A 21,132-nucleotide genomic window follows, 5' to 3' on the forward strand; every position below is an offset into this window, starting at 1 on the left:
AAAATATGATTATTGCTTTTGTTTCTGTTTGGCTTTGTTTTCATTGGCATCCGAAACAAGACGGCCAATAAGGATGACGGGATACAAAACTCCTATAATGGCTTCGATTTGCACCATTGCTCTTGCAAAAGGATGTAAAGGAAAAATATCTCCATAACCTGTCGTTGTAATCGTTATATAACTAAAATACATAAAATTAGCTTGCAAAGTATTGCTTTCAAACGGTGGCAACGTGATTTGGAAGGCTCCAGGTATATGTTCATAGATAAACAAATAAATCACAGACCATAAATTGGCTAAAATCATATAAACCACTATTGAGCCTATAACTCTATGTTCCGTAATTGGCCCTGGCTCAAACACTTTTTTCAAAACCAAATAAATCAACAACATAAAAGTTGCAATTGTAAAAATGATATCGGCCAATAGAATAAATGGAGTCTGTCGAAAAACCGAAATCCAACTAAAAAGTATAAACAAAGAGGGAATAATTACAAATGAGACTCTTTGTTTTTTGTTTTTGGATAAAGAAATAATACCTGCAATAAGAAACAACATCCAGAATATATTGATAATAACCATAAAGGAAGAATAACTTCCAAATATTGGAATCAGTACAAAATGCATAATAAAAAGTAACACAAACATTCCGCTGAGGCCACTTTCCTTATTCCATAAATGATTCAAGAAATTATATTGTTTTTTTATCATGATAGTTTTATTTAGATGCTAAGATTCTTAGCTTACGAAAAATAGTTACACTGCATTTTATAATCATTTTATCCTTTTTAAAATTTACCAATTCAAATCTTAGAATCTAAGAGTCTTAGCAACGTTAAAAAGGTATGGGTTCCACATCAACGCGGCCAATTGGCCTTCGTCCTAATCGAAAGATCAGGAGAACCAGAATCGGGAAAAAACACAAAGCTGCCATTACTAGATAAATATCTTTGTAAGCCAGCATTAATGATGACTGTGATGTTTGGTTCGAAAGGCTTTTTTGGGCTTTTTTCTGTGCTTCCCAAGCTGATAAACCTTGGAGCATAAAAACTTTCTTGTTCTTGTCCAACTGTGCTTTGGCCTCCGAATTTAATTCCGATAATTGCTGACTAAGACCGGTTTTATGCTGTACATTCATATTGGAAATAAAAGTTCCTAAAATCGCTCCACCCAATAATGAAGCAAAAACGGCACGAGAAATCACCCCGCTCATCATTCGGGAATCACCCAAAGGTTTAGGCACTTTCTCTGAAATATAAAGCGATGCAGCTGGATACAAAAAGCCAATGGCAAGCCCTTTAAAAATAAATGGTCCAAAAAAATCGGAAGAATCTATTTCTGGATAAAATCTAAAATAAAGAAGAGTGTGATACATTCCGTAGCAAGCGAACCCCGTAACCCAAAGCGTAGCCAAATAAATCCGCTTGAACAAAAGATAAGTTGATAACGGAATGGCTATAAAAAGGCCAATCAGAATGGCTAAATGTGTCTGGGCAACATAGATACTATCAAAGCCTAAAATATTGGTCATAAATCCTGTCACAATACTTCCTGTGCCATTCATCATACCGGTATAAAAAAAAAGCAAAGACCCTAAAACTACGTTTCGGTATTTATACACATCGGTGTTTATTATCGGGTTGTCGCTGAACCGAACGTGTAGCAAATAAATGCCAACTATAACCAGTAAAAAAGCAGTTGCAGTAGCCACTCTTGGATCAGTCAGCCAATTGCGAGTTTGTCCTTCAGCACAAAGAAAAAGAATCACAACCAAAAACAACAGTAAAATAAGCCAACCTCTCCAATCAAATTGAAAAACTGATTTCATTGGCGCCACATCTTTTCTATAAAAAATCCAAGCCAATAATATCGCCACCAAAAAATTGACATTCAGAAAGTAAATTCCAAAAGTCCAGTTGTGAATACTTGTCATTTGTGTTCCAAAGTATTGATACAGTTGCTTGCTTCCCTGAAGAATAAATTGAACAATGCCATACAAAATAGGCATATTAAAAGTCGGATTGTATTTTAAGAGTATGGGAATTATTGTGGCAAAAATCCCTATGATAGACAAAATGGCCAACAAAGCACGCCAAACGGTAAACCATTCAATTGTGGTCGCATAAAGCGTAGCCGTATTACAGATTATAGACAAAAAACTAACGGATAAAATCATTGTCCGCATTGGAATTTGTTTTCCGATTTTCAGTCCCAAAGGCAAGAAACCGAGCATTGCAAAAAAAGGAATATATGTCGAATAAGTAAAAACTGTAGTAGAAGCTCCGAAATGCCCCAATATCTGTGAATTGTCGTAAGAAGTCACATTCAAGGCATTAAAAAAAGGAATAGTAAGGAGATAAAGCCCCACAAGAGTAAACACACTTCCTTTTTTTATTAAAGCCATCCTTTTATTTTTTTATTTCAACAGTGACATTCATTCCAGGTTTTACGGCTTCCAATTCTTTTGCGGAAGCTTCAAAGTCGATTTTTACAGGAATGCGTTGTGTGATTTTTACAAAATTTCCTGTAGAATTATCAGGCTCCACCATTGAGAATTTAGCCCCAGTTGCTGCGGAAAACCCAACTACTTTCCCTTTAAATTCCTCGCCATCAAGTGCATCAATAGTAATAACTACTTCTTGACCGAGCTTAATTTTTCCGATTTGGGTTTCTTTAAAATTAGCGGTTACCCATACTTTACTGTTTAAAACTAATGTTGCCACCACTTGATTGGCACTAATCAACTCGCCAACAGATATGGTTCTTTCTCCAGCATAACCATCGGCCAAGGCAATGATTCGGGTGTAAGACAACTGCAATAGAGCATTTTCTAAATCGGCTTTTTTACGTTCTACAGTGGCTTTGGCTGCTTCGAGATTGGTATAACTTTGTTTGGTAGCCGATGCACTAGCCAATAACTCTTCCTCACCAGCATTCAGATAAGACTTAGTCGATTGGAGCTTTGAAACCACTTGATCATATTGATTGCGCGTTACAGCAGAATCGGCATACATATTCTTGAATCGTTCGTAATCTTTTTGCGCTTTATCAAGATCGGCCTTGTCACCGGACAATTTATCTTTGGAAGCGGCTTCTTTGGAAGTCGCAGTAACGATAGATTGTTCCAATGAATGAAGATTTCCTTCTGCAACTGCCAAATCAGCTTCAGCTTGTTTTACTTTAATTCTGTATTCCTCATCATCAAGAATTACCAAAGTATCCCCTTTATGCACAAACTGATGGGAATCAAAACGGATGGATGCCACGTGACCTGTTGCCCTAGCCGTAACACTGTTGATATAAGATTCAACTTGGGCATTATTCGTTGTTTCATACCGATGAAAATCAAAAAACAAACTTAATATCCAAAGTCCCCCTCCTATAATGAAAACAAAAGAAAGAATAGTCAATATCGTATTTCTCTTTTTCTCGCTTTTTACGGCATCTTCATTGATTGTTTTATCTTCGCTCATAAAAAAAAATTAAAGTTTACCCATTGCGTACTGTAAAGAATAATATTGAATAATCGCATCTATGTTGGCATTATTCAGAGAAATTTTCGCTTCATTCAGCTGTAATTCTGCGTCAACGATGTCACTGATTACAGCAAAATCATTATCATAGCGACTTTTCACAATTTTGTAATTACTCAGCGCCAAATCAACATCTTTATTAAAAGTTGTAATATTCCTAACACTTTCAGTAAATCGAACATAAGCAGCTTTTACGTCTTGATTGATTATATCTTTTGTGGCATTAAGCGAAACATTGCTTTTATCTATTTGCAGCTTATCTGCATTGGCTTTGTGTTTTATATTATAGAGACTGGAAATATCCCAACTGAGAGAAAAACCAGCTGCCCAATAATTGAGAATATTATCTGTATAATCAGGCCATTGCGCTGGGTACTGAGTATTAAAAAGCAAATTTGCGTTGATATTGGGTTTAAAACCGCTCTTGGTTATATCCAAAGAAGATTCTGCTATCTTAACATTAATTTCAGATCTTTTGATTTCGGAACGGTTTTGGTAGGCTTCATTCAAACTTTCCTCCAAACTCACTTCTTTTTTTGGAATTAAAATACCATCCAATACTGGTTTTAATTTAGTATTGGTAGGAAGCCCCGTCAATATATCCAAATAATTGCTGATTAACTCAATGGAATTGGAACTACGAAAAACCGCTACTTCGAAATTTGATTTTTGCAATTCGGTTCTTAACAAATCACTTTTAAGATTTTGTCCATTAGAAACCCTTGATTCCAATTGTTTGATACGTAAATTGGTATTGACGATATTTTGTTTAGTTACCTCTATCTGCTTGTATAACTTTTCGAGAGTAAAAAATTGTGTGGTAATAGTTTGTTTAATTTCGGTTTCGGTCATCTTGGCAACCGACTCCTGCATGCTCACTATTAATTTTTGCTTATCTATTTGATTATTGATTACTCCTCCATAATATAGAGGCATAGAGGCATAAATATTGGCAGAGGCCTGTTGGTTATAAAAATCAACAGTGACGTTTTTTTCATAAAAACCTTCAAATACTTTGGGATTTCCTATATAATTATATGACATATTCACGCCAAAAATAGGCGCTTTTGCTATTTGAGTCTGATCTAAATTTTCATTTGCAATTGTAACATCTGACTTAGCCATTTTAAGCTGATTGTTATTCTCTATACCCAGCTGTATGGCTTCATCCAATTTTATGATTCGGACTCCTTCCTCATTTTGAGAAAATCCGATTTTACAAAAAAAACAAGCTATTATCAGAATAACAAATTCTTTACTAAGGCTTTTTAAAACTAGGCAATCCATAAGCTAATTTTTAATTTAAAAAATTCAACTTGCAAAAAAGATACACTTAGGTTAAGTCAAAATATTATTTCCAACTCAAAATCAACAATATACCTATACAAATATAAACAATTTAACAGCTTTATAACAAAAAATACACTAATAATAATTACCAATTAATAGTACGTTTACAAAGCAAATTAATATCATATAGTTCTAAAAGCAGAATAGATTCAAAATATCTTTTTCATAAAAACACATACTGATACCCAACACTGACAGAATCATAATTAAGTCCAATGTTTTTAAAAATCCCTGTATTAAACTGTAATTTGATAGACTGCATCTTTGAAAGTGGCATCGAGAATGTTCCACCGATTCTGGAGCTATTGATTACACTGCCTGCAGGTGCTTCATCTACAAATGTTTTTCCTCCACTAAACCAGTTTAAGTTAACGGCAACCCACATTTTATTTTTAAAAAAATAGCTCGCGTGTCCTTGAAAAGTGAAAACTGGATTTTGCTCTAAATCATTTTCTCCAAGAAATTCATCATTTTGAGTATAAAACCACACACCCGAATACAACTCTGCGTAAACGTGTTCAAAACGCTTTGACATTCCTATTTCTGGCTTGAATCCCCAACGATTGGTGCCAATATTAATTCTTTTGTCTGGATAATAAACACCGGTAGGAACGGAGACAACCAAACTTGCCCCAAATATTGTTTTTTGTTCATATTTGCTAAATTCTTTTACACCCAAAGCTGGTGATCCTAACAAATTGACTCCAAATCGTAAGCGCATATCACCAAAGCCAGTTCTATTTCCGGTAACCCTTTCACCACTTACTTTCGCTTCTCCATCCATAAAAGTATATGGAATAGCAACCTGGATTCTGGCTAACTTACCTCCCAAACCAAAAGAACGCATATACCCTGCCCCTAGATTATTGCTTGAAATAATAAAATCGTCAACAGGCAAAGAAGGCTCTGTCAAAACATCCCCTTTCATATAGCCATAAGTAGCTACTATAATGTTGACGCCTTTGGGTATATTAGCATAAGCCCTTGGCTCTAGATCCTGTGCAAATGACCAATTACAAATGACTAAAAAAACAACAATCGACAAATTAAATCTCCTAACACAAATAAAGTCTTGCCCAATCATATCGTGAATTAAAAAAAATTATAAATCTTTTCTAAAATCGCATTTGAAGCAGTTTTAGTCAAAATCAATATGCATCTAAAAAATAAGGCTAAAAAAACCTCAAAAAATTGAGGTTCGTAAATCTTTTAGATTTTTTAAAATCTATACCCAATACTTATATTATATCTAAACCCAAGAGCAGTTATAGATTGCACACCTTTTTTTTCGACTCCACCTGAAAGATTCTCAATTTCTGGAAATTTATCTTTCATTGCCTCAATAAATTTTTGAAACATTTCATTTTCATCAAGACCTGGAATTTCTCCATCTAGTTTTATATTGTAGTTGTAATGTGTAACAGAAGGTCCAAACAAAACACAATCTATAACAAGTCTATCCCATAGAACAAATTGATATCCCAACTCACCACCAAAATTAGTTAAATTTAATTTTGAATCAAGATTCGCTTCGCTAACCAATCCTGAATTAGGATTAGTATAAATTATATTTCTGTCCGTTTCAAATTGAAAAAAGCTGACAAATGGTGCTAAATAAACTCCTCTTGGCCCTTTATATTTATTGATACTTCCTAAAAAAAATCTATAATCAGCACCAATCGAATAACCATTTCTTTTACTATTTTTAGCAAAAGCAACATCATCAAAATCAATTGTTATTAATGGAAACTCCTGATACCCTGTAAAAATATTTAAGCTTTGATTTTCTTTAATAATTCGCTCGTATGAAAACTGGTATGAATTATCATAAAGCAACGTATTTGACACATTAAATTTCAATGAATTTTTAAAATCTCTAAAATCATCAGATTGTGAAAAAACATTAGTTGAAAATATAAATAACACGAATGCAAAAGTGAAGACAATTCTAAAAGGGGTAGTTAAATTTTTCATGATTTATTTTTTAAATTACATAAAACTAGGAAAGTACATTAACAAATTTAACTTTTTTTTCTAAAATAAAGAAACAAAAATTAACACTTTTTATGACAAAAGAACTTATAATTATAAATATTTGGACTAATTATCTCTAACGTATAAAAACACACATAAAAATTACAAAAAAAAGAGCGTAATATTATTATTACGCTCTTTTTTGAATAAATAAAATACTATTTTATTTTTGTCATTTCTAATTCACCGACAAAAGGTATAGCATTTTGCAAACTACTTCTAATTTCGGTTTGCAAATAAATTTCAAGCTGGATGAATTTTGTTGCATTTATTGCTCCTATAGCTTTTTTTGCTTTTTCATAATAAGAACTATATAACTTATCATAAGCTAAATTATTTTTCAAAACACCTTTAGCAATAACATCTGCTTTACTTTCTGTCAAAGCTGCATAATCTGTAGCGTATTGATTAATTAAATATACTTTTTCTTCTCCAAGTTTTTTTCTTTCTGCTTCATAAGCTACATAGATTTTCTCAAAATCTGTAGCTTGAGTACCCGACAATGCCATATATTGTCTTACCAATTCTGTTTTGGATTTCCCATAAACCGATTGTACAACGTCAATATCATCTTTCAAAGTTGATTGGGCAAATGTTGCAACTGAAAAAGCTACCGCAAATAATAAAAATACTTTTTTCATGTCTGTTTGTTTTAAATTTAGTTAATTACTCTCAAATATAAGAATTTTTCATTAAGATTACATTAAATAAAAAAAACAAATCTACCATAAAGAACTATTTATCAAGAACAAAGAAATCAAAAAGTTTCTCCTGCATTAAGATAAAAACCTTTGGATTGATTACCAATTGCATAATCAAAAACAAGATTTGTACGGGTAGCTTTATCAATTAAAAGCCTTAATCCAAACCCAAATGCTGGCTGAACATATTGCAAAAGTCCAATGTTATCATACTTATTACTCGCACTTGTGTAATTAGTAAAAACAGTTCCACTAAGAAGCTGATTACAAGTTATGGGGAATCTTAATTCGACTTGAAGATAAGCTAAACTATTCCCTCTAAACAGCCCTTGTGTATATCCTTCTCCACTGCGACTACGTTGATCCCAACCTAAAGCCGGCAAATTTAAATAAGGAACTGTTCCATTGGTAACGAACTGTCCAAACGCCCAAAATCCAAGTATAAATTGCTCCTTTTTGGGATCCAACGGAACAAAATACCTAACCTCTGTATTCAATACATTACTGGCTTTTTGGTCATTAAACAAATCCCCGTTAAAACGGTAATTAACATTTGCAAACCAACCTTTTCTTGTATTAATCTGATTATCTCTCGAGTCATAAATAAAATTAACACTTAAACCGTTCACAAAATATTCTTTATCATTGAATCCATTTTGGATACTATAATTATAATGGTTAGTGAATTTTCCGTTTTCTACATCAAGGTTTTTATCAATAATAGTCGAATACCAATCTATTTCTACTCCTCCACCTACATAAAAATCCTTTTTGATTTCCCATGAAGCGGTTTGATGAAATTTAAAATAATTATAATCCATCGGTTCCTTTATTGATTCAATATCAAAATCAGAATCATCTCTATTTTTTGGAATAATATTGGTTCCTAAACCATAATTGGGTTGGGTAAAAATATAAAGTCGATAATCTCCTCTAAGATAAATTTTATTGTTTTTTAATAGAACATTATTTTTGACATTAATTAACATCTGTTTTTTTGTAGTAAAAGTCACTCCCAAATTTGCAGAAGAATATTTATCAGAAGCTCCTTTACCTTTGAAAGTATACTGTCCTGTCGCTCCGTAGCTAAATCCAGTTGCAGGCTGTACCCCAATTATTGGAATCACAAGTAAAAAACTATTTTTGATAGGTTTAACAACGAGAATTGAGTCTTTCTTTTTAAATAATTCAAAAACCGTTTTGGGTGGGCATGACGTGTCAATATCTGAGTTAGTTTGAGCATTGACAGTACTTTGACTTCCATATAAAACGATGAAAAAAGGAATTAAAAATTTTATCATAAGAGATATTTACTTTTAAGCTAATCCAACTAATTAGTTTTACTAGAAACAAAGATACGAGTTAAATAATTCTATAATTTAATCAACGGAAAATCCAACCAATTATTTCTTTTTTAGTTCTTCAATACTCCCTCTATAATTTATCGGATCACGATTATTAGAACTTATGGCCAAAGAAGCATCTCCATCGTAAAAGACTGTTAAAGTAATTGAGTAATAATCCGAATTATCTGTGATTTCTGCTTTTACTATAATGTTCTTCTTCCCTTTTGTAATTGAATAATCTTTAATTGGTCCTTTAAAACTCAAACCTCCTCCTCCGCCATAAGCCACTCCCGCATAAGCTCTCCCAAAATAAGGCATTTCACTGTGAATGGAATCATTTTTGAATTGCAAATAATTTGTGTTTGTAGTCAAATTAATGCTTCTTCCTCCTTGAGGGTAGGCCATGTCTCCTTCAAATTCATACTCTTTGGAATCAACAAGTGCTTCCACTTTTTTTTGTTTTGCTAGTTTTTGTTCTTCTTTTATTTGCTGCTTCGTTTTTTCCTGTGCAAAACCAATTAGCATTGAAAAAGAAAGAAAAAAAGATAATATTACTGTTTTCATCTGTATTGTTTTTAATGATAAAACGCAACAATTAAAAAAAAATTATTGATGAATAAATCGCAACATCACAACATTACCTAATAAAAAATTTAACGTTTTTCCATCATCTGTAATCGTGTACGATTCAATTTTATTTAGGGCTTCCATATAAACCGAATCTCCATCACCTTCACAAGCCATCATAGTCATAGCAATTTTGGCATCCTTAAAATTAATTTTCCCCCCGTCTGTAAGCAAGGCTCCAAAATATTGATTACAGCTATTGTTTCCAGTAAATCTATTTTGTTTTAAATCGAAAATAATTGTTGGTTTATTTTCGGGAAACAAACCGTCAAAGGCTATTTTCGGGCCAGTTATGTAATTCAATTTCCAAGTTCCTTCAATTGAAACTTCTTTCACAGCTGTTTTTGGTGTACTGCATGAAACAAACCCCATACAAATAAAAACCATCAATACGATTATTTTGCTCATAGTCAATAATTTAAAAATCATGTTAGGTAAAAATAATAAAAATTAATAAGAAAAAGACGTTTCGAATTCAAATTTGTTTTTTAAAAAAGGTATCATTATTTTCGTGAAAAAGAAAAAACATCATGACACTACTAGGTATAGGTTCCCGAATTGAGCACCCAGAATATGGAAAAGGAGTAATAACCAATGTTTCATCCAAAGAATATTGGATAACTTTTATAGAAAATGGACTTGAAACGATCCCATTAAATGATGAATTCAAAGTTATCGAAGCGACCGTTGATGAAGTGGACACAGTAAGTTTTTCGGAAGTGGAACAGAGCCTACGAGATCTTTTGAAAAAATGGTCGGATGTTTCCGAAATTGTACCGATTGGAGACAAATGGAAAGGAGGTAAATTAATTTTGGAACCAGGGCAGGCAGGATTATCTTCCAAAGAAATTCCAATTGACACTTTTTTCCATAAAATCATAATGGTTCGTGATAGGTTACGTGTAATGGAACAAAAGATAAACAGCAGCAAAATTGAAGAAATAGAAAAGATTGAATTGCAGCAATACATTACACGTATTTATGGTAGTTTAACTTCTTTTAATATATTATTTAAATCGCCAACCAACCATTTTGTTGGGGAAAAGTCAAAATAGATTTTAAGAAACAATTTAATTTTAATACGCTTTTTTATACGTAATTTTATAATCCAATTATAATTTTTTAAAATCATGAAAAAAATAATCTTTTCCGCTGCTATAATTATCGCGGTAATCATTGGCTGTAAGACCAATAGCAAATCCAGCGATTCCAAAAGTCTAAACCTTACTTTTGAATCAAAAAGTAATAGTAAAGTTACTGGAACAGCTTCATTCACTGAGAAAAATGGTAAAGTAACTTTTGTTGCAAAAATTGCCGGATTACAACCAGGAATTCATGCCATTCACATTCATGAAAAATCAGATTGCTCAGCTGCTGACGGAAGTTCTGCCGGAGGTCACTGGAACCCAACTTTCAAAAAACATGGAAAATGGGGAGAAGCAGAACATCATAAAGGTGATATCGGTAATTTTACTGCAGATGAAAAAGGAAATGGCACTATTACTTTTACAACAGATGAATGGTCTATTGGCGGCGAAGACCCAACAAAAGATATTCTAGGAAAAGGTCTTATCGTTCATCAAGGCGCTGATGATTTTGTAACACAACCAACAGGAAACGCTGGTGGAAGAATAGCTTGTTCATCCATTATAAAATAAAACATAGCATATTCTCTTGAAAGAAAAAGAACATCTCTATTTCAAAAACGCATCAGATTGGCGAGAATGGTTACATAACAATCATCATTTGTCAACTGGTGTGTATTTGATTTTCTATAAAGTAAATAGTCCATTTGAAAGTATGCGTTGGGAAGAAGCCGTCCAAGTAGCAATTTGCTACGGTTGGATTGATTCTACCGTCAGAAATGTGGATGAACACAGCCGAAAGCAAATCTTTTCTCCCAGGAAAAAAAAAAGTGTTTGGAGCAAAGTCAACAAAACCTACATTGAAAAACTCATTGCCGAAAATCTAATGCACGAAAGCGGGTTAGCCAAAATTGAAATTGCCAAACAAAACGGCTCCTGGATTTCATTGGACGCTGTTGAAGATTTGATAATTCCTGAAGATTTAGCACTGGCATTCGAAAAAAATCAAATTGCTTTTGAAAACTATAAAAACTTCAGTCCTTCCTATCGAAAAGGATATCTATATTGGCTCAACCAAGCCAAAAGACCTGAAACCAGAAACAATAGAATTACTATTATAATTGACCTTTGCCAACAAAATAAAAAATCGAGAGATTAATTTTGCTCAAAACATTTTCGTTTATAAAACTTCAATATTATTGTAATGTTTTTTTTTTAAATAAAAATATTACAATTTTTTAAAAATACCGTATTTAATCGTTAAAATAATCCTTACATCGTTATTATTCATTATTTTTGTATGAGTATTTTTTTTTAGCAAAATATCCTAAACTTTTTTTGCAATAAATGAATTTGAAGCCATGGCCATGAAAGAAGATTTAAAAAAAACAGACGATCTTAAAAAGACGATAAAGGAAATTTCAGATTACAAATATGCACTTGATGAATCTGCTATTGTTGACATTACCGATCAAAATGGTGTTATTACTCACGTAAATGATAATTTCTGTAAAATATCTAAATATACATCTGAAGAACTAATTGGTAAAGACCATAGAATTGTAAACTCAGGTCACCATTCCAAAGAATTCTTTAAAGAACTTTGGGAAACCATCTTGAACAAAAAAGTATGGAAAGGGGAATTAAAAAACATAACCAAAGACGGATCTGTTTACTGGGTTGACACAACCATTGTCCCTTTCTTGAACATAGAAGGTAAGCCTTATCAATTCTTAAGTATTGGCACAGATATAACCGAAAAAAAGAAAGCAGAAGAAGAGCTCCAAAAAACAATAAAAGAAATTTCCGACTATAAATATGCCCTTGATGAATCTGCAATTATTGACATTACCAATCAAAATGGTATTATTACCCACATAAATGATAATTTCTGTAAAATATCTAAATATTCCTGTGAAGAATTAATAGGCAAGAATCACAAAGCCGTAAACTCCGGCCACCATTCCAAAGAATTCATTAAGGAACTTTGGGAGACCATCAGTAACAAAAAAGTGTGGAAGGGTGAAATAAAAAACATAGACAAAGACGGTTCTTTTTATTGGGTTGACACTACGATTGTTCCTTTTTTAAATGAATATGGAAGACCTTATCAATATATATCCATTGGTTCTGATATTACCGAAAGAAAAAAAGCTGAGGAAGAACTTCAAAAAACGATAAGGGAAATTTCAGATTATAAATACGCTCTAGAAGAATCGGCTATTATCGCCATAACTGACCAAAGAGGGGTCATCTCTCACGTAAATGATAATTTTTGTAAAATATCAAAATATTCCCGTGAAGAACTAATCGGAAAGGATCATAGAATCATTAACTCAGGCCACCATTCCAAAGATTTTATTAAAGAACTCTGGGGTACCATTGCCAAAGGAAAAGTTTGGAAAGGCGAATTGAAAAATGAAGCAAAAGACGGTTCTGCCTATTGGGTTGACACCACGATTGTTCCCTTTTTGAATGAATATGGAAAGCCTTATCAATATGTTGCCATCCGCTCTGACATTTCAGAAAGGAAAAAAAATGAGGAACAACTTGAAAAAACCATTAAGGAGATTTCAGACTATAAACACGCCTTAGACGAATCGGCTATTATAGCCATAACCGACCAAAGAGGTTTTATTACTCACGTAAATGATAATTTTTGCAAAATATCAAAGTATTCCCGTGAAGATCTAATAGGCCAAGATCACAGAATCATTAACTCGGGTCACCATTCTAAAGAATTCATCAAGGAGCTTTGGGTGACCATTGCCAAAGGGAATATCTGGAAAGGTGAATTGAAAAACAAAGCCAAAGATGGTTCTTTTTATTGGGTTGACACCACTATTATTCCTTTTTTAAATGAATATGGAAAGCCCTATCAATATGTCGCCATTCGTTCTGATATCACTAAAAGAAAAAAAGGAGAGGAAGAATTGAACCGATATGCCAATACATTGCAAATAGCAAACACACAATTGGTAGATTTTACCAATATAGTTTCCCATAATTTGCGAGGACCACTGACAAATATTAGTGCATTCCTGGAATTCCTGAAGGAAACAGACGATAAAAATGAACAAAAAGAGTTAATTGAGAATATGACCAAAACAATCAATCATTTAAATCTGGTTTTTGAGGAATTGATTGAGACAGTACAAATAAAGCATGACACCGAAATAAAATTGGATGAAATTGTTTTGAAAGAAGCCATGAATAAGACTCTTATTGGGTTTGAAATACAAATCAAATTACTAAAAGCAGTAATTCAGATTGATTTTGATGAGGCTCCGGTAATTAAATATTCTCATAAATATTTAGACAGCTTACTGCTGAATTTAATCAGCAATGCTTTCAAATACAGATCACCAAAAAGGGCCCCTATAGTTAAGATTAAAACAGAAGTAAAGAACGGGAATATCATTCTGTCCGTTTCAGATAATGGATTAGGAATCGATTTGGAGAAACATAAAGACAGTCTTTTTAAAATCCGAAAAACATTCCATGATCATCCCGAAGCTAAAGGTTTTGGGTTATTTATGACAAAAAGCCAGATAGAAGCCATGGGAGGAAACATTTGGGCAGAAAGTAAAGTTGACGAAGGGACTACATTTTTTGTTGAAATAAAAAAATAAAAAAATTCACAAAAATTCACAAAAATTCTTGATGAGATCATTTTAAAAAACAAAGAAATATACATTGATCCATAAAAAAACATAGCTTTGCATAATCAAAATTAAGCAATGATTAACCCTTCGGCATCAGGTTGGATAGATAAATTCTTTACAAAACTTAAGTTATCAGAACACACCGTTTCTGAAACGGAAGATAGTTATTACCAAAAATTAAGAGATACTGGTTTTATCTATGGGCATATCATTTCATTTAACACACCTTTTGAAATAAAATCCAAAGGGTGGTTCAAAGAAGAAATTTCCAAAATAGCCTTATTGAATGCTTTATACAGCATTTTTTCATTAACTAATAATGAAAAACAGCCTTCGGATTTTATTGAGCAAGCAAATCTTTTTTACAAGGAAATGCATCCAGAAGGATTTAGCTTATTCAAAAAAATTGTTCCAAAAAATACGCCTTCATTAACTTTAGAAAAAATAATTGATGAGCGTGTACAGACGAATGACAATATAATCAACAAAAATTTTTCGCATTTAGTAACCAATGCACTATTGTTTATAGATGTTTTGGCTTTTCGCCAATATTTGATACAGGGGCAAATTCCCGAGAAATATCTCAAAAAAATTGAAGAAACGATTGTAAACATTGTTATTCTGGCTTTGAAAATAAAGAATAACAAATCACAATATGATGATTTATTAATTAAGTTGTTTGAGGCCTCAATTCGATATAGCAAATTTTCCAAAAAAGAAAATATCACATTAGAAACGCTTGAATTAGACTATTTCACTGCCGAACTGGAAAAAAAATACTTAATTGATATTGCAGGAATGGCTTTATGGAGCGATGGAATTATCGAAAATAACGAATCTTATTTTTTACACACTTTGGCAAATTCATTATTTATTGAAGATGATTTTGTAACACTAAGTATTAGCAGTACAGATAGCTTTATAAGTAAGCACAGGAAAGAAATTCCTTATTTTAATTATTCGAATCCAGTAAAGCATTTTTATGATCAGACTACAAAGAGTGTCATTACACTGATTTCACGCAATAAATCGAGATTGATTAAGGAAATAGTTCAAAGTAAAGAATTGATGTTGCTTTTGGCTCATTCGACCCATAGAGACTTAGACGAAAAAGAAAAGAAAAAAGTAAAAAAACAATTATTGGATATTTGTAAAACTGTCCCTTCTCTGACTATTTTTTTACTTCCAGGAGGAAGCTTATTATTACCACTCCTAATTAAGTTTATTCCAAAACTTTTACCCTCGGCATTTAATGAAAATTTAGAAATTGACGATTAATAAAAAAGGCTGTCTAAAATTTGACAGCCTTTTTAATATTTAAAATTTCACTCTATCTCTAGAGAATTCAACTTTTTACTTAGTGAAATTAAGTTGGTATACTCCACCCAAATCTTTATCCGAACTGAAATTTACTCCCAAATCGGTAACGAAACCTGAATTTAAACCATAAACCCATCCGTGGATACTTAATTCTTGTCCGTTATTCCAAGCAGATTGTACTATTGAAGTCTTGGCCAAATCATAGACTTGTTCTTTTACATTGATCTCTACGAATTTATTAAATCTTTCATTTTCATCAATTATGGAATCAAGGTAAACATGATGCAAGCGATAAACATCCTTTATGTGTCTAATCCAGTTGTCTATAATTCCAACTGATTGGTTACTCATTGCTGTTTTAACTCCACCACAGCCATAGTGTCCACACACAATTACATGTTTAACTTTTAAAACATTTACAGCATAATCGAGGACACTTAACATATTCATATCAGTATGCACAACCATATTGGCAATGTTTCTATGTACAAAAACCTCACCTGGTTTAGCCCCGATAATTTCGTTAGCAGGAACACGACTGTCCGAACAACCAATCCATAATAATGGCGGGGTTTGCCCTTTGGCTAAGTCTTTAAAATAATCTGGATCAAGATTTAATTGATCTTCAACCCATTGCTTATTATTGTCTAATATTTTTTTATAAAAATCGCTCATGTTAGTTAGTTTTTTCTTTATTATTCAAAATTAAATATAATACACTGTATAAAAGTCTAATACTTTAAAAATCACAAATTATTCTGGAAACACTTCTTTTACAACCTTCTTTTCCACCATTTCTCTTTTTATAAAATCATAATGATGCTCGATGGTTACATGGTTTTGAACTTCGGTACTATTCTCTAATGCATATTCTTTTTTAAACCCTATTAACTTCACCTTTATATTCTCATCAATAGCTCTTGTTGTCTTAAACTCAAGTATTAAATCCAAAATATCATGGGCAATATAAACGGTGTCCTGAGCATTGATAACAACTTTACTATTCTCTGGAATGTTTGCCAATGTCATTTTAATGGCAGCTTTATTCAAAAAAGAAACTTCCTGAGCCAAATCAATATTAATAACATCTCCGTCAACGTACTCATTTTTTCTAAAACTATATGCTCTTTTAAGATTTCCTCTTAATATAAAGGCAACACTAATTATAATTCCTAAAGCAACACCTTTTAGCAAATCAGTAAACACCACACCTAAAAAAGTAGCTATAAATGGCAAAAATTGATACTTCCCATAATGCCAAAAATGTTTGAATGTAGCTGGTTTTGCTAATTTATAACCAACTAAAATTAATACAGCTGCCAATGTTGCCAAAGGTATTTTATTCAAAAGAAAAGGGATTGTAACTACACTTACCAATAATAACACACCATGGATTATTGCTGATAATTTTGATTTGGCTCCAGCCGCATTATTGGCTGAAGAACGAACAACAACCGATGTCATAGGCAATCCTCCTAAAAGTGAACTCACTATATTTCCAATTCCTTGTGCTTTTAATTCAACATTAGTATTAGTAAATCGTTTGTGAACATCCATTCTGTCAGCAGCTTCAATACACAATAACGTTTCAATAGAAGCTACAATGGCTATAGTCAAACCTACAATCCAAACTTTTGGATTGGTTATCCCAGCAAAATTTGGCATAACAATGATTGCTTTAAATTCTTCCACAGTAGTTGGAATAGGCAATGAAACCAAATGTTCACTTCCAATTGCTAAAGAACTTCCAGAAGCAATAAAAAACTCGTTCAACAAAACACTAATTATTACTGCAACCAAAGCACCAGGCACCAATTTTAATTTTTTCAATGCAGGAACTTTGTCCCACATAATCAAAATTCCAATTGAAACTAAGGCAATCAATATTGCTCCCAATTGCACATGATTAAAAACATCAAATAAAGCTGAAAAAGAATTATTTGTGTTTCCTGCAAAAGCCTCATTTCCTTCAAAATCGGCATCGTAACCAAAAGCGTGCGGTAGTTGCTTCATAATGATGATAACTCCGATACCCGCTAACATTCCCTCTATTACATTAGTTGGGAAATAATTAGAAATGCTTCCTGCTTTTAAAAAGCCTAATCCCAATTGAATTAATCCAGCAATAAAAACAGCCGTTAAAAATACATCAAAAGCACCCAAATCAGTTATTGCAGTTAATACAATAGCAGTCAAACCTGCTGCAGGCCCAGAAACACTTATTTGCGACTGACTCAAATACCCAACAACAATACCTCCAATTATTCCTGAAATAATTCCTGAAAACAATGGAGCTCCAGAAGCCATTGCAATTCCTAAACAAAGTGGCAAGGCAACCAAAAAAACAACTAAACCAGAAGCAAAATCCGATTTAAAATGGGTAAAAAGATTAATTTTTTTTGACATAATAAAAAATATTATAAAAGTTTAAATTCATTTTTTACTACAGTGTAAGACTATAGTGGTAGGTAGATAGCCAATGAGTAAACATTGATATCTAAAAAAAAGAATACCATTATCATTATTTTCAATATTTTCTTTAGTAAAAATCTAAATTAATTAAGGACAAAAACATCCTAAAAAAAGACTCAAACAAATAAAAATACTGATCCTAAATTTAAATTAAATCAGAGAATACCATAATTACATTAACAATAAATAAACAAAATAAAATTTGCTCTATTAATTGCTAAATAGGTGTCAATAGAAATAAATAATGAAAAATCGGTAAAAAACTATGCCTTGTTAGGAGGAGGGATAAATATGGAAGCACAAATTAAATCATGCTTGGATAAATTTTCAAAAATAATACGTTCAGATTTTTTTTCAGAATCAAAAAAGGACATTTCTAAAAAATCATTGAATGTATAATATTTTATTTCATGCTTTATTTCTTCAAAAGTGGAAGAAGGTGAAGTGTTACAATCTTCGCATAAACCTGCAGAATTCTTATCCTTTTCCATGCACGCCACAATTGTTGGAGCCGCGAGGAATAAGACAAAAAATATTAATACTATGCTTGCAAAGATTCTCATGTCGGCAAATGTAACAGATAGATATTGAATTAAAAAATTAGTTTTGCAAAATTAATTTTTTCTTAACAAAACAAATAGCCCAATAAATTCAAAAAAATTATTGGGCCATAAGTAAAATTTATTTAAATATTTACAAGCTTTCTTCCAACCAGGCATTCATCATCCAAATGGTTTTTTCTTGTTCTACTATAAAATCACTCACCAAAGAACTAGTTCCTTCATCATTTATTTCTGAGGCTTTACTTAGAATTTCTCTTTCTATTTTTAGTAATTTCGAAAGTGAACTCACGATTAATTCAATACCGGCTACGTCATTCGAAATATTCTTTCCAATTGGTAATTGATTGAATTTGATATAATCTTCAAAAGTGTGCAATGGTCTTCCGCCCAATGTTAAAACTCTTTCCGCTATTAAATCAATTTTCAGTTGCGAGTCATTATACAATTCTTCAAATTTAAGATGCAAATCAAAAAATCGTCTTCCTCTAATATTCCAATGCAAACCTCTTAAACTTTGATAATAGATTTGATAATTCGACAAAAGTACATTCAGTTCAACTATTATAACTTCTGATTCTTCTACTGGTAATCCAATTGTATTTAGTTTCATACTTTCTATTTTATTTATTAGTATTCCAAACTTTTATTTGAAACAATTTATTTAATTTGATGTAGGCTTAAAATTACAACAATACACCGCATCTTTTATATTTTTGATCAAAATTATCTATTAAACTCAAAAAATAACTATAAATTAAATTGATTGTTTTTATATTTGCATAAAAATATACTATTCAATGACAATCACACAACTCAAATATGTACTTGCAGTAGCCGAACACAAAAATTTCACACTAGCTGCCGAAAAATGTTTCGTAACTCAACCAACATTGAGTATGCAAATTCAAAAAATTGAAGAAGAACTCAATATTCAGATTTTTGATCGTACCAAAAAACCGATTCAATTAACAGATATTGGTCAAAAAATTGTTAACCAAGCCAAAAACATAGTTAATGAAGCCGATCGTATACAAGATATAGTAGAACAACAGAAAGGTTTTATCGGCGGTGAATTTAGACTCGGTATTATCCCGACAATTATGCCTACTCTACTCCCTATGTTTTTGAATAATTTCATTAAGAAATACCCAAAAGTAAAGTTGATTATTGAGGAATTGAACACCGAGGAAATAATTACTAAACTAAAAAATGGCAATCTTGATGCGGCAATTGCAGCAACACCTCTGGAGGATGAAAAGATTAAAGAAATTGTTTTATACTTTGAACCTTTTGTCGCTTATATTCCAGAAAACAACGCCATTTTCCAAAAAGAAGAAATTGAAATAGACGATCTTAATATCAACGACATTCTGTTACTTCAAGACGGACATTGTTTTAGAGATGGTATTTTGAATTTGTGTAAAAACAGAAATGAAACTGGATTAAAAACTTTTCAAATTGAAAGCGGTAGCTTTGAAACATTAATAAAACTGGCTGATGAAGGATTGGGAACAACTTTACTTCCCTACTTACATACCTTAGATTTAAAAGAATCAGACAAATTAAAACTTAGACATTTTAAAGAACCAAAACCAGCCCGCGAAGTAAGCTTAATTTACCCTAAAAGCGAATTGAAGATTCAAATTATTGATGCTTTAAGAAGTAGCATTTCGGGAGTTGTAAAAGGCGCAATTGTTTTTCAGAACGTTCAAATCATTAGTCCACTTCTAAAAAAGTAATTCATATAAAAAAAGGAACCAAATCGGTTCCTTTTTTATTTCTAATTACTTTGCAGATAAATCAAACATCTCTTCAATTCTGGTTTTTCATCCGTAAAGAAAAACAACCAGTTTCTTAAATGATCAATCTCATAAGGTAATAAACTCCTTAAAGCTTTTTTCAACTCTTTTTCAAAAAGCTTTGGATCAAAACTCACTCTTTCGAGTACCATTTTTGTATAATCATAAATCATTCTAGACATACCAAAAAAGGTTTAAATATTTTGTTAGTAAACAGTAACAAAAGTATTGAAATAATTGAATCTTGCAAATAAAAACATCTATTAAATACAAATACAACCGACTAAATACGCCGTTACAAATCATTTTGTAATCCAAAGAAAACAAAATACTTTTCCTTTACAATTATTAAATAACTGTATAACACAAAAAAAAGGAACCAATTACTTGATTCCTTTTCTATTTATGGATTTACAATTATTAAACACTGTTTCAATTCTGGTTTTTCAATTGTGAAGCTAAACAACCACTCTCTTAATTGATCCAATTCAAAAGGCAAAAGTGTTCTTATTGCTTTTTCTAATTCTTTACAAAAAAGTGCTGGGTCAAAACTCACTCTTTCTAGCACCGATTTTGTATAATCAAACATTACTTTAGACATAATAAATTAAGATTTTTTGGGGTTAGATCTTGATTT

General features: G+C 31.9%; 22 protein-coding genes. 6 read left to right on the forward strand and 16 right to left on the reverse strand.

Annotated features, from left to right (window positions below; genetic code table 11):
- Positions 1–9: 9 nt before the first annotated feature.
- From J2W95_RS00765 to J2W95_RS00810, 10 genes are all read right to left on the reverse strand, one after another.
- Positions 10–711, reverse strand: a complete 702-nt coding sequence (locus tag J2W95_RS00765) for a potassium channel family protein (RefSeq protein WP_310002924.1) — start codon at positions 709–711, stop codon at positions 10–12.
- 124 nt (positions 712–835) lie between these two features.
- Positions 836–2,404: an efflux MFS transporter permease gene (locus J2W95_RS00770; RefSeq protein WP_310002926.1), complete on the reverse strand. Its 1,569-nt coding sequence runs from the start codon at positions 2,402–2,404 to the stop codon at positions 836–838.
- A 4-nt stretch (positions 2,405–2,408) separates the two neighbouring features.
- Positions 2,409–3,473, reverse strand: coding sequence for an HlyD family secretion protein (locus J2W95_RS00775; RefSeq protein ID WP_310002928.1), 1,065 nt, complete (start codon positions 3,471–3,473; stop codon positions 2,409–2,411).
- Between the two features lie 9 nt (positions 3,474–3,482).
- Positions 3,483–4,820 carry a TolC family protein gene (locus J2W95_RS00780; protein ID WP_310002930.1) on the reverse strand — a complete coding sequence of 446 codons (1,338 nt, stop codon included), beginning with the start codon at positions 4,818–4,820 and terminating at the stop codon, positions 3,483–3,485.
- A gap of 226 nt (positions 4,821–5,046) precedes the next feature.
- Positions 5,047–5,967: a transporter gene (locus J2W95_RS00785; RefSeq protein ID WP_310002933.1), complete on the reverse strand. Its 921-nt coding sequence runs from the start codon at positions 5,965–5,967 to the stop codon at positions 5,047–5,049.
- 134 nt (positions 5,968–6,101) lie between these two features.
- Positions 6,102–6,857, reverse strand: a complete 756-nt coding sequence (locus tag J2W95_RS00790) for a hypothetical protein (RefSeq protein WP_310002934.1) — start codon at positions 6,855–6,857, stop codon at positions 6,102–6,104.
- Positions 6,858–7,075: 218 nt separating this feature from the next.
- Complete coding sequence (locus tag J2W95_RS00795) at positions 7,076–7,558, reverse strand: hypothetical protein (protein WP_310002935.1); 483 nt, start codon at positions 7,556–7,558, stop codon at positions 7,076–7,078.
- 116 nt (positions 7,559–7,674) lie between these two features.
- On the reverse strand, positions 7,675–8,919 hold the full coding sequence (locus J2W95_RS00800; protein ID WP_310002937.1) for a BamA/TamA family outer membrane protein: 1,245 nt from the start codon (positions 8,917–8,919) through the stop codon (positions 7,675–7,677).
- A 102-nt stretch (positions 8,920–9,021) separates the two neighbouring features.
- Positions 9,022–9,528 carry a DUF4251 domain-containing protein gene (locus J2W95_RS00805; protein ID WP_310002939.1) on the reverse strand — a complete coding sequence of 169 codons (507 nt, stop codon included), beginning with the start codon at positions 9,526–9,528 and terminating at the stop codon, positions 9,022–9,024.
- A gap of 42 nt (positions 9,529–9,570) precedes the next feature.
- Positions 9,571–9,999 (reverse strand): META domain-containing protein, encoded by a 429-nt coding sequence (locus J2W95_RS00810; protein ID WP_310002941.1) that lies wholly within the window; start codon positions 9,997–9,999, stop codon positions 9,571–9,573.
- A 122-nt stretch (positions 10,000–10,121) separates the two neighbouring features.
- Between J2W95_RS00810 and J2W95_RS00815 the strand changes: the two genes are divergently transcribed.
- The 5 genes from J2W95_RS00815 to J2W95_RS00835 all read left to right on the forward strand — a co-directional run bounded on the left by J2W95_RS00815 (position 10,122) and on the right by J2W95_RS00835 (position 15,619).
- Positions 10,122–10,646: a hypothetical protein gene (locus J2W95_RS00815; protein WP_310002943.1), complete on the forward strand. Its 525-nt coding sequence runs from the start codon at positions 10,122–10,124 to the stop codon at positions 10,644–10,646.
- 75 nt (positions 10,647–10,721) lie between these two features.
- On the forward strand, positions 10,722–11,249 hold the full coding sequence (locus J2W95_RS00820) for a superoxide dismutase family protein (protein ID WP_310002946.1): 528 nt from the start codon (positions 10,722–10,724) through the stop codon (positions 11,247–11,249).
- A 16-nt stretch (positions 11,250–11,265) separates the two neighbouring features.
- Entirely contained in the window at positions 11,266–11,835 is a 570-nt protein-coding gene (locus J2W95_RS00825; RefSeq protein ID WP_310002947.1) for a YdeI/OmpD-associated family protein, read from the forward strand.
- A gap of 208 nt (positions 11,836–12,043) precedes the next feature.
- Positions 12,044–14,308: a PAS domain-containing sensor histidine kinase gene (locus tag J2W95_RS00830; protein WP_310002949.1), complete on the forward strand. Its 2,265-nt coding sequence runs from the start codon at positions 12,044–12,046 to the stop codon at positions 14,306–14,308.
- A 108-nt stretch (positions 14,309–14,416) separates the two neighbouring features.
- The gene (locus J2W95_RS00835; RefSeq protein WP_310002951.1) at positions 14,417–15,619 is read left to right on the forward strand and encodes an LETM1-related biofilm-associated protein; all 1,203 of its coding nucleotides are present in this window, start codon (positions 14,417–14,419) and stop codon (positions 15,617–15,619) included.
- A gap of 75 nt (positions 15,620–15,694) precedes the next feature.
- Here J2W95_RS00835 and can read toward each other — a convergent pair whose 3' ends face one another.
- The 4 genes from can to J2W95_RS00855 form a co-directional block, all read right to left on the reverse strand.
- Complete coding sequence (gene can, locus J2W95_RS00840) at positions 15,695–16,336, reverse strand: carbonate dehydratase (protein WP_310002953.1); 642 nt, start codon at positions 16,334–16,336, stop codon at positions 15,695–15,697.
- Between the two features lie 78 nt (positions 16,337–16,414).
- On the reverse strand, positions 16,415–18,067 hold the full coding sequence (locus tag J2W95_RS00845; RefSeq protein ID WP_310002955.1) for a SulP family inorganic anion transporter: 1,653 nt from the start codon (positions 18,065–18,067) through the stop codon (positions 16,415–16,417).
- Between the two features lie 329 nt (positions 18,068–18,396).
- Complete coding sequence (locus tag J2W95_RS00850; RefSeq protein WP_310002957.1) at positions 18,397–18,624, reverse strand: hypothetical protein; 228 nt, start codon at positions 18,622–18,624, stop codon at positions 18,397–18,399.
- 202 nt (positions 18,625–18,826) lie between these two features.
- Complete coding sequence (locus J2W95_RS00855; protein ID WP_310002959.1) at positions 18,827–19,306, reverse strand: Dps family protein; 480 nt, start codon at positions 19,304–19,306, stop codon at positions 18,827–18,829.
- Positions 19,307–19,493: 187 nt separating this feature from the next.
- Here J2W95_RS00855 and J2W95_RS00860 point away from each other — a divergent pair, with 187 nt between their 5' ends.
- Complete coding sequence (locus tag J2W95_RS00860; RefSeq protein ID WP_310002961.1) at positions 19,494–20,435, forward strand: hydrogen peroxide-inducible genes activator; 942 nt, start codon at positions 19,494–19,496, stop codon at positions 20,433–20,435.
- Positions 20,436–20,476: 41 nt separating this feature from the next.
- Here the strand turns inward: J2W95_RS00860 and J2W95_RS00865 are convergent, their stop codons facing one another.
- Positions 20,477–20,677 carry a hypothetical protein gene (locus tag J2W95_RS00865; RefSeq protein WP_310002963.1) on the reverse strand — a complete coding sequence of 67 codons (201 nt, stop codon included), beginning with the start codon at positions 20,675–20,677 and terminating at the stop codon, positions 20,477–20,479.
- A gap of 221 nt (positions 20,678–20,898) precedes the next feature.
- Positions 20,899–21,096 (reverse strand): hypothetical protein, encoded by a 198-nt coding sequence (locus tag J2W95_RS00870; protein WP_310002964.1) that lies wholly within the window; start codon positions 21,094–21,096, stop codon positions 20,899–20,901.
- Positions 21,097–21,132 lie beyond the last annotated feature (36 nt).

It is taken from the genome of Flavobacterium granuli, assembly GCF_031456055.1.
Taxonomy (GTDB): Bacteria; Bacteroidota; Bacteroidia; order Flavobacteriales; family Flavobacteriaceae; genus Flavobacterium; species Flavobacterium granuli_A.

Excerpts from the sequence above, each read along its gene's own strand:
- J2W95_RS00765 (WP_310002924.1), bottom strand. The coding sequence starts at position 711 with ATGATAAAAAAACAATATAATTTCTTGAATCATTTATGGAATAAGGAA.
- J2W95_RS00770 (WP_310002926.1), bottom strand. The coding sequence starts at position 2,404 with ATGGCTTTAATAAAAAAAGGAAGTGTGTTTACTCTTGTGGGGCTTTAT.
- J2W95_RS00775 (WP_310002928.1), bottom strand. The coding sequence starts at position 3,473 with ATGAGCGAAGATAAAACAATCAATGAAGATGCCGTAAAAAGCGAGAAA.
- J2W95_RS00780 (WP_310002930.1), bottom strand. The coding sequence starts at position 4,820 with ATGGATTGCCTAGTTTTAAAAAGCCTTAGTAAAGAATTTGTTATTCTG.
- J2W95_RS00785 (WP_310002933.1), bottom strand. The coding sequence starts at position 5,967 with ATGATTGGGCAAGACTTTATTTGTGTTAGGAGATTTAATTTGTCGATT.
- J2W95_RS00790 (WP_310002934.1), bottom strand. The coding sequence starts at position 6,857 with ATGAAAAATTTAACTACCCCTTTTAGAATTGTCTTCACTTTTGCATTC.
- J2W95_RS00795 (WP_310002935.1), bottom strand. The coding sequence starts at position 7,558 with ATGAAAAAAGTATTTTTATTATTTGCGGTAGCTTTTTCAGTTGCAACA.
- J2W95_RS00800 (WP_310002937.1), bottom strand. The coding sequence starts at position 8,919 with ATGATAAAATTTTTAATTCCTTTTTTCATCGTTTTATATGGAAGTCAA.
- J2W95_RS00805 (WP_310002939.1), bottom strand. The coding sequence starts at position 9,528 with ATGAAAACAGTAATATTATCTTTTTTTCTTTCTTTTTCAATGCTAATT.
- J2W95_RS00810 (WP_310002941.1), bottom strand. The coding sequence starts at position 9,999 with ATGAGCAAAATAATCGTATTGATGGTTTTTATTTGTATGGGGTTTGTT.
- J2W95_RS00815 (WP_310002943.1), top strand. The coding sequence starts at position 10,122 with ATGACACTACTAGGTATAGGTTCCCGAATTGAGCACCCAGAATATGGA.
- J2W95_RS00820 (WP_310002946.1), top strand. The coding sequence starts at position 10,722 with ATGAAAAAAATAATCTTTTCCGCTGCTATAATTATCGCGGTAATCATT.
- J2W95_RS00830 (WP_310002949.1), top strand. The coding sequence starts at position 12,044 with ATGAAAGAAGATTTAAAAAAAACAGACGATCTTAAAAAGACGATAAAG.
- J2W95_RS00835 (WP_310002951.1), top strand. The coding sequence starts at position 14,417 with ATGATTAACCCTTCGGCATCAGGTTGGATAGATAAATTCTTTACAAAA.
- can (WP_310002953.1), bottom strand. The coding sequence starts at position 16,336 with ATGAGCGATTTTTATAAAAAAATATTAGACAATAATAAGCAATGGGTT.
- J2W95_RS00845 (WP_310002955.1), bottom strand. The coding sequence starts at position 18,067 with ATGTCAAAAAAAATTAATCTTTTTACCCATTTTAAATCGGATTTTGCT.
- J2W95_RS00850 (WP_310002957.1), bottom strand. The coding sequence starts at position 18,624 with ATGGAAAAGGATAAGAATTCTGCAGGTTTATGCGAAGATTGTAACACT.
- J2W95_RS00855 (WP_310002959.1), bottom strand. The coding sequence starts at position 19,306 with ATGAAACTAAATACAATTGGATTACCAGTAGAAGAATCAGAAGTTATA.
- J2W95_RS00860 (WP_310002961.1), top strand. The coding sequence starts at position 19,494 with ATGACAATCACACAACTCAAATATGTACTTGCAGTAGCCGAACACAAA.
- J2W95_RS00865 (WP_310002963.1), bottom strand. The coding sequence starts at position 20,677 with ATGTCTAGAATGATTTATGATTATACAAAAATGGTACTCGAAAGAGTG.
- J2W95_RS00870 (WP_310002964.1), bottom strand. The coding sequence starts at position 21,096 with ATGTCTAAAGTAATGTTTGATTATACAAAATCGGTGCTAGAAAGAGTG.